Below are 6,683 nucleotides of genomic sequence, written 5' to 3'. Positions count from 1 at the left end.
ATCCTGTTGCTGTCGGCCGGCCAGGCAGGCGCCACAGCGCCGGCGGCGATCGCCGGCGCGGTGGTGCAAGCGGTGGCCGAAGTGCTCGCCGGCCTCGTCTATGTCAACGCCATCAGGCCGGGGCATCCGGCGATTTTCGGCACCTGGCCGTTCGTCTCGGATCTCAGGACCGGCGCCATGTCAGGCGGTTCGGCCGAGCAAGCGGTGCTGACGGCTGCCTGCGCCCAGATGGCGCAGTTCTACGACCTGCCCGGTGGTTCGGCCGCCGGCATGACGGATTCGAAACTGCCTGATATCCAGTCCGGTTACGAAAAGGGCATCACCGACGTGATGTCGGGCCTTGCCGGCCTCAACCTCGTCTACGAATCGGCCGGCATGCACGCCTCGCTGCTCGGTTTCTGCCTGGAAAGCCTGATCATCGACAACGACATGCTTGGCCATTGCCTGCGCTGCGTGCGCGGCATCGAGGTGACCGATGAGTCGCTGTCGATAGACACCATCGCCGACGTCTGCCTGAAGGGGCCGGGTCACTATCTCGGCAACGAGCAGACGCTGCGGCTGATGCAGACGGAATATTTCTACCCGGCGGTTGGCGACCGGTTTTCGCCGAAGGAGTGGAACGAGAAAGGCAGGCCCGACATCTTGCAGCGGGCGATCATCGAGAAGAAACGCATCCTCGCCGAGCGCTTCCCTCGCCATGTCCCGAAGCTGGTCGACGACAAGTTGCGCGCCCGCTTCGGCAATCTTATCCATCTGCCGCGCAGCGGCATGGGCGGCTGAGAACGCTTCTCGTCAAAACGGTCAGTCGGTCCCCAACCCATAGCGCTCGACGACCTCGCCACTGATCAGCTTGGCATGCAGCGTCATCAGTATGATTTGCGCATCGAAGCTGTCGCCGGCCTCAAGTGCCGCCTCCAGCCGGCGCTCCGCATCCAGCCTATGTTGAAGGCCGTTGGATTGCTCGAATGCTTCCGGCCCGGCAATACAATAGCCAAATAGCTGCGCCACCGCTGGATAGGCTTGTAGTGGCGGCTCGTCAGACCAGTGGTCTTTCATCAGATTGACGATGGTGAGCTTTGCTCCCTCCGGCACAAGGGCGGGATGAAGATCGACGCCGCGTAACGCGGCGTCGAGTTGCCTGAGGTCGCCTGATCGGCCGAACATTCCAAGGAAGCCTAGGGAAGAGCGTTGTCTCGCCATGATGTTCCTATCCGAATGCCCGAACTACAATGAAGCGACGGCCGCACGCAGCCGCTATCCGCTCGCTGCCAGCAACAAAACACCGGCGAGGGCCGATCCCGCAAGCGTCGGCAGCATGCCGATCTTCAGCTTCAGAATGGCGATCATGGCAGCACACGACAGCAGCGCCGCGCGCCAGTCGATGGATGAGAGCACCGGCACGTCCATTCCAAGCCCCATGTTGCGCACTTCGCCGAAGATGACGTGCAAGCCGAACCACAGAGCGAGATTCATGATGACGCCGACGACGGCGGCAGTGATCGCGGTCAGCGCCGCCGACAGCGCCTTGTTGCCGCGCAGGGCTTCGATGTAGGGCGCACCGAGGAATATCCAGAAGAAGCAAGGCATGAACGTCGCCCATAGGGTAAGCATCGCCCCAAGCGATCCTGCAAGCAGCGGGCTCAACGATCCGGATTGGCGGAACGCGGCAAGAAAGCCGACGAACTGCAGGACCAGAATGAGCGGACCAGGCGTGGTTTCGGCAAGCCCGAGGCCATCGACCATTTCACCGGGTGCGAGCCAGCCGAAGGACTCGACCGCTGCCTGCGCGACATAGGCAAGGACCGCGTAAGCGCCGCCGAAGGTGACGACAGCCATGACGCTGAAGAAGCCACCGATCTCAGTCCACACGCTGGTGGATCCGGTGAACGCCCAGATCAGCAGCACGGGGCCGAGCCAGATCGGCAGCCAGATCGCAATGATGCGCGGCGCATGCCATCGCGTCGGCCTGGTGTGGGCCAGCTCGCCGCGCTCGAACATCAGGTCGACCGCGCCCTTGATGTCGGGAACCGCGTCTTTGCCGTGTGCCGCACCGGAAAAAAGGGCCGGCGCAACACGGTTCCCAATCCAGCCCGTCACGCCGGCAAGCAGGATGATGAGCGGAAACGGCAGGTTCAATGCATAGATGGCAATGAAGGCGGCGAGCGCGATCGAAACCATGACCCGGTTCTTCAGGGCCCGACGTCCGATCCGGATCATCGCCTCGATCACGATGGCGAGCACGGCCGCTTTCACCCCGAAAAACAGCGCCTCGACGAGGGGAGCGTCGCCGTATAGCGCATAGAGGATGCTCAAGGTGAGCATCACAAGCGCGCCCGGCGCGACGAACAGGACACCGGCGACCAGGCCGCCGATCGTCCGGTGCAACAGCCAGCCGATATAGATGGCGAGTTGCTGGGCTTCAGGGCCGGGCAGCATCATGCAGTAGTTCAACGCATGCAGGAAACGTTGCTCGCCGATCCAACGCCGTTCCTCGACCAATTCCTTGTGCATGAGCGCGATCTGGCCGGCCGGCCCGCCGAAGCTGAGCAGGCCGATTTTCGCCCAGAGCTTTACGCCTTCGCGGAAGGTTGGCGCAGCCGGCGCTTCGACGATCTCGCCCCCCGAAGCCTCCGTTCTGTCAGAAACCGGGGCGCTCATGGCTTGCTCACGCTTGGCCAGTTGTGCGTCTCCTCGGTGGCGTCGCGGCACCATCGGTAAAACGCATCGTAGAGCAGCATGCCTGCCTCCAGCTGTTCCAGATCGTCGCGAAACATCCGCGACAGGCCAAGCGAGGCGGCCAGGAATCCGGCCGCCTGGGGAACCAGATCGAGACTTGCAGTGTCGGCTGCGCGCACAATCATGGCCAGGCGGTCGAGCGCCTCGGATTCGAGCCCGAACTCTTCGATCATCGTGTCGAAGGTGCAGCGTTCGCCGCGGTGTGACCAGAACACATTGTCGATGTCGAAAGGCACGGTCTGAAAGCGATCCGCAGTGGCCAACACTTCGGCCGCCTCGACAAAGAGGAAAACAGCGCTCGGATCGATGAAACGCCGGATCAACCAGGGGCAGGCGATGCGATCGACCTTCGGGCGCGCCCGCGTCACCCATACGGTGCGGCCTTTTCCATCGCGGGGCGGCAACTTGCCGGCATCGACCAAAAGCCCCTTGGCATCGCCCCAGGCCTCGAAGCCGCCTTCGAGGGATTCGGCACTGACGCCCTCATGCCGCAGCCATGCGGCCACGCCTTGCGAGAGCTTTTGTCCTCTTTGGCAGATGACCGCCACTCGGCTGCCGGCGTATTCGGACGCCCAGGTAGAGACGGTTTTGAAATCACGCCGGCTTGAGGCCGGGAGCAGGCGCGGATCGGCGTTGTAATCATCTTCGATACGAACATCGACGATCGCGGGCGCACCCGGCAGACCAATCAGACGGGATAGTTGCGATACGGTGATAGCGGTTGTCGACGGCATGGCGTCCACCTCCTTGACAGAGAAGCTTGGACGCGAACGTTGGGCTGACGCCTCACGGGGTCGTCGCGATGCACCCCTTGCCATGATCGTGGATTTGTTGCGCCCGCTTGTCAAGCGTCATGCCTGAAGCAAAGGATGCTCTGGCTCCGGCGGCCGGTTTGGCGGAGCCAGAACACGTCTGGGAGGAAAACCATGAAAAAGACCTATCACGGCAGCTGCCATTGCGGCGCGGTGCGTTTCGAAGCCGACATCGACCTCACTGAGGGCATCCGCAAATGCAATTGCAGCTTCTGCTGGAAGCTCGGCTACCGGAAATCCTTCGCGGCCTATGAGGCCGTGCGGGTGACGGACGGCCGCGACCGGATGCGGGAATACAAGGCGACGCCGTCGAACTGGCCGGAAGGCGACATCAACCACTATATGTGCCCGAACTGCGGCGCGAATTTTCTCTCGCGCGGCTATCTCGACTTCTTGGGCGGGAACTTCTGGGCGGTGAACGTCGCCTGCCTCGACGACGTCACCGAAGAGGAACTCGCCGCAGCACCAATTGTCTACGAGGACGGCAAGCGCGACAAGCAGGACAAAGCGCCGGAGATCACCGGCTATCTCTGAGCGGCGGGCCCAGCAAACATATGGCGGCGGCTTGATCGTATCAAGCCGCCGCCAGCGGAAAGCGCCGTCGTCTGAAACACGCGACGCCCTTTAGACCTTTGCTTTTATGCATGTCGTTGTCCCAAAACCGCTGCACACTTTGGGGCGACATGCATTAGTGATTGTCCCGCGGCACGCCGCGGGTGTGCGCCACATCCTGGTACTTTACCGCCGGCTTCAGCACCATTCCTTCGGAAAACTGGTCGACCATGCCGCGCTGGATCTCCTGCCATGGCGTTTGGTGCTTGGGGTAGTGATAGCCGCCACTGTTCTGCAGCTCGGCGCGACGGCGCGTGATCTCGTCGTCGGTGACGAGAATGTCGGCGGTGCCCTTGCGCAGGTCGATGCGGACGCGGTCACCGGTCTTCAACAGCGCCAGCCCGCCGCCTATGGCGGCTTCGGGCGAGGCGTTGAGGATCGACGGCGAGCCCGACGTGCCCGACTGGCGACCGTCGCCGATGCAGGCCAGCGCATGAATGCCCTTCTTGATGAGATGGGCCGGCGGCTGCATGTTGACGACTTCGGCGCCGCCCGGATAACCGATCGGGCCGGCGCCGCGCATGAACAGGATCGTGTGCTCGTCGATGCCTTGCGCCGGATCGTCGATGCGGGCGTGGTAGTCTTCGGGCCCGTCGAAGACCATGGCGTTGCCTTCGAAGGCCTCGGGGTCCTTTGGGTTCGACAGATAGCGTTCGCGGAATTCGGGCGAGATACCGCTGGTCTTCATAATCGCCGAATCAAACAGATTACCCCTAAGATTGATGAAGCCGGCGTTGGCTTTCAGCGGCTCGGCGACGCTGCGGATGACGTCGGGATTCTCGTTGACGGCCCCACTGCAATTGTCGCCCATCGTCTTGCCGTTGACGGTCATGGCGTCGGGATGGGGCAACAGCCCGGCCTTCATCAGTTCGGCCACCACCGCCGGCACGCCACCGGCATGATGATAATCCTCGCCGAGATATTCGCCCGACGGCTGCAGGTTGACGATGAGCGGTATTTTGAGGCCGACCTGCTGCCAATCGTCATTGTCGAGCGGCACGCCGAGATGGCGTGCGATGGCGTTGAGATGGATCGGCGCGTTGGTCGAGCCGCCGATGGCCGAATTGACGACGATGGCATTCTCGAAGGCCTGTCGGGTCATGATGTCGGAGGGCTTCAGATCCTCATGCACCATGTCGACGATGCGTTTTCCCGTTTCATAGGCGATCTGGCCACGCTCGCGATAGGGAGCGGGAATCGCGGCCGAGCCAGGCAGCTGCATGCCGAGCGCCTCGGCCAGCGAATTCATCGTGGTGGCGGTGCCCATGGTGTTGCAATAGCCAGTGGACGGCGCCGAGGAGGCGACGATGTCCATGAACTCGTCATAGCCGATTTCGCCTGCCGACAGGCGCTGGCGCGATTCCCAGACGATGGTGCCGGAGCCGGTGCGCTTGCCCTTGTGCCAGCCGTTCAGCATCGGGCCGACCGATAGCGCGATAGCCGGAATGTTGACGGTGGCCGCGGCCATCAGCAGGGCCGGCGTCGTCTTGTCGCAGCCGATGGTGAGCACGACGCCGTCGAGCGGGTAGCCGTAGAGCACCTCGACCAGGCCGAGATAGGCGAGGTTGCGGTCGAGTGCGGCGGTTGGGCGTTTGCCCGTCTCCTGGATCGGGTGGCATGGGAACTCGAAAGGGATGCCGCCCATCGAGACGATGCCCTCGCGCACGCGCTTGGCCAGCTCGATATGATGGCGGTTGCAGGGCGACAGATCCGAGCCGGTCTGGGCGATGCCGATCAGCGGCTTGCCCGACATCAGTTCGGCACGCGTCAGCCCGTAATTCAGATAGCGCTCGAGGTAAAGCGCCGTCATCCCCGGATTGTCGGGATTGTCGAACCACTCCTGCGAGCGAAATTTCTTTTTCTGCGTGGGGGCGCCGGCCATCATGGTCTCCGTATTTGTATGACAAATCGATATGACAACGCGCGAGAGCAGGCAAGAGGCACGCGCCATCCGATTCCGGACTTTGGTGCGATAGACATGCGTCTACCCTCACGCTAGACCGCATCGGGGCCTGTCAGTTTGTATCCTGGAGATTTTGATGGCTTTGGTGATCGAAGGCGAGGAACGCATCGCCGCACCCCTGAAAAAGGTGTGGGAAGCGCTGAACGACCCGGACGTTCTGAGGCAGACCATTCCGGGCTGCCAGAGCCTCGAAAAGAAGTCGGACACCGAGATGGGAGCGACCGTGGTGGTCAAAATCGGCCCCATCAAAGCGACGTTCAATGGCGAGGTGACGCTGAGGAACCTCAACCCGCCGCATTCCTACACCATCCAGGGCGAGGGCAAGGGTGGCATCGCCGGCTTCGCCAAAGGCGGCGCCGATGTGACCCTGACCGCAGATGGCCCGGAGGCGACGATCCTGAGATATGCGGCCAAGGCCGATGTCGGCGGAAAGATTGCTCAGCTCGGCAGTCGGCTGATCGAATCGACATCGAAGAAACTGGCCGGACAGTTCTTTTCGAGTTTTGGCGAGAAGGTGGGCGGCTGATCCCTCCCCCTTGAGGGGAGGGTGGCCCGAAGGG

The 6,683-nt window shown here is 62.7% G+C and carries 7 protein-coding genes; 3 read left to right on the top strand and 4 right to left on the bottom strand.

What is annotated here, in order from left to right; genetic code table 11:
• Window positions 1-780: trimethylamine methyltransferase family protein (locus EOA86_RS16620; RefSeq protein ID WP_206630045.1), on the top strand; the 780-nt coding region annotated here is incomplete at its 5' end.
• A gap of 21 nt (window positions 781-801) precedes the next feature.
• Here EOA86_RS16620 and EOA86_RS16615 read toward each other — a convergent pair.
• From EOA86_RS16615 to EOA86_RS16605, 3 genes are read right to left on the bottom strand one after another with little or no spacing between them, the layout of a single operon-like run.
• Entirely contained in the window at window positions 802-1,200 is a 399-nt protein-coding gene (locus tag EOA86_RS16615) for a hypothetical protein (RefSeq protein WP_128342637.1), read from the bottom strand.
• A gap of 54 nt (window positions 1,201-1,254) precedes the next feature.
• On the bottom strand, window positions 1,255-2,658 hold the full coding sequence (chrA, locus tag EOA86_RS16610) for a chromate efflux transporter (RefSeq protein ID WP_128342635.1): 1,404 nt from the start codon (window positions 2,656-2,658) through the stop codon (window positions 1,255-1,257).
• Entirely contained in the window at window positions 2,655-3,470 is an 816-nt protein-coding gene (locus EOA86_RS16605) for a sulfurtransferase/chromate resistance protein (protein WP_128342633.1), read from the bottom strand. Before EOA86_RS16605 ends, chrA begins: the two co-directional genes overlap by 4 nt.
• Before the next feature lie 192 nt (window positions 3,471-3,662).
• Here EOA86_RS16605 and EOA86_RS16600 point away from each other — a divergent pair, with 192 nt between their 5' ends.
• The gene (locus tag EOA86_RS16600; RefSeq protein ID WP_128342632.1) at window positions 3,663-4,082 is read left to right on the top strand and encodes a GFA family protein; all 420 of its coding nucleotides are present in this window, start codon (window positions 3,663-3,665) and stop codon (window positions 4,080-4,082) included.
• A gap of 154 nt (window positions 4,083-4,236) precedes the next feature.
• Here EOA86_RS16600 and EOA86_RS16595 read toward each other — a convergent pair whose 3' ends face one another.
• On the bottom strand, window positions 4,237-6,042 hold the full coding sequence (locus EOA86_RS16595) for an IlvD/Edd family dehydratase (RefSeq protein WP_065006138.1): 1,806 nt from the start codon (window positions 6,040-6,042) through the stop codon (window positions 4,237-4,239).
• 157 nt (window positions 6,043-6,199) lie between these two features.
• Here EOA86_RS16595 and EOA86_RS16590 point away from each other — a divergent pair, with 157 nt between their 5' ends.
• Window positions 6,200-6,649 (top strand): carbon monoxide dehydrogenase subunit G, encoded by a 450-nt coding sequence (locus EOA86_RS16590; protein WP_128342630.1) that lies wholly within the window; start codon window positions 6,200-6,202, stop codon window positions 6,647-6,649.
• Window positions 6,650-6,683: the final 34 nt, after the last annotated feature.

The sequence above is a fragment of the Mesorhizobium sp. M5C.F.Ca.IN.020.32.2.1 genome (assembly GCF_004023105.1).
GTDB lineage: Bacteria > Pseudomonadota > Alphaproteobacteria > Rhizobiales > Rhizobiaceae > Mesorhizobium > Mesorhizobium wenxiniae.
This window is presented reverse-complemented; position numbering and strand designations above follow the sequence as displayed.

Coding starts and splice junctions, on each gene's coding strand:
- EOA86_RS16615 (WP_128342637.1), bottom strand. CDS start 1,200: ATGGCGAGACAACGCTCTTCCCTAGGCTTCCTTGGAATGTTCGGCCGA.
- chrA (WP_128342635.1), bottom strand. CDS start 2,658: ATGAGCGCCCCGGTTTCTGACAGAACGGAGGCTTCGGGGGGCGAGATC.
- EOA86_RS16605 (WP_128342633.1), bottom strand. CDS start 3,470: ATGCCGTCGACAACCGCTATCACCGTATCGCAACTATCCCGTCTGATT.
- EOA86_RS16600 (WP_128342632.1), top strand. CDS start 3,663: ATGAAAAAGACCTATCACGGCAGCTGCCATTGCGGCGCGGTGCGTTTC.
- EOA86_RS16595 (WP_065006138.1), bottom strand. CDS start 6,042: ATGGCCGGCGCCCCCACGCAGAAAAAGAAATTTCGCTCGCAGGAGTGG.
- EOA86_RS16590 (WP_128342630.1), top strand. CDS start 6,200: ATGGCTTTGGTGATCGAAGGCGAGGAACGCATCGCCGCACCCCTGAAA.